This is a genomic window from Vibrio sp. Y176 (assembly GCF_033438945.1).
On the sequence record NZ_JAWOQS010000297.1, the window covers coordinates 1 to 831 of the forward strand.

Annotated in this window: 1 protein-coding gene; it reads right to left on the bottom strand. The window is 48.7% G+C overall.

The window, feature by feature from the left end; genetic code table 11:
* Window positions 1–32 precede the first annotated feature (32 nt).
* Window positions 33–701 (bottom strand): hypothetical protein, encoded by a 669-nt coding sequence (locus tag R7O13_RS25675; protein ID WP_318305045.1) that lies wholly within the window; start codon window positions 699–701, stop codon window positions 33–35.
* Window positions 702–831 lie beyond the last annotated feature (130 nt).

The window sequence follows — 831 nt, forward strand, 5'->3', positions numbered from 1 at the left end:
CTTAGTTGACTGAAAACGATCATGACGCCTCCTTAATGTTTAGCCAGTAACGCTTTGGCAGTTTGCGTTTCTAAGTGAGTGCTATCGAAACTTTCCATTTTCGCCAACCATTTCTGCGCTTGCCCCATGTCCTCTGCACGCAGCGCTGCTTCAATGGCGTAAAGGTAAACCCAAGCCGTTGCCGCGAACGGTTGTTGATTGAAGCTCGGTTCATCAAGCAGAGTCAGGTACAGCTCGTACCCACGCTCAAAGTGATTAAACATATCCGGAAGCGAAGTGTAAGTGGTGGCCGCCATCGCAGTAGCCAATTGATATTCTGGTAGCCCTTGTAAACGCTGCTGCTCTTGAATCGGCATAGGTTGATTTGCCATTAAATCCAAACCTTTCTGAATGGTGGCAAGCCCGCGCTCAGTGAACTTCATCTTGTTCCATGGCATAAACGCATCGCGCCCTTGCAAGGTTTCACTGCTGCCAAGGTAAACCAATGTCACAGGCGTAGCGCCTTGCTTTTGAACTAATTGTGAAAGCTCGTCATGTACAGTATCCACCAAACCCGTGTCGCCCTGTGCGGCTTGGTTAAAGCGAGTTAGTAACTGCTCAGTAGGGTTTGCCAACGCCAAGCTGCTACTCAAGGTAAACGCTGCCAATGCCGCGCCGAGCAAGGTTGTGGCTCTGGATAAATGAAGATTGAAAACCATCATGGTGACTGTCCTTAGTTGAACGTGATTTGATGGTTTCAGATTCCGCCATCGCTTCATAGTCAGCTGTAGGATGCGACCAATGGTATTTTTAGGGAGTAAATGGGCGTGAGCGGCGATAAATGGTTTTGAG

Bases quoted from the DNA above. Each gene is read 5' to 3' on its own strand.
- R7O13_RS25675 (WP_318305045.1), bottom strand. From the start codon at position 701: ATGATGGTTTTCAATCTTCATTTATCCAGAGCCACAACCTTGCTCGGC.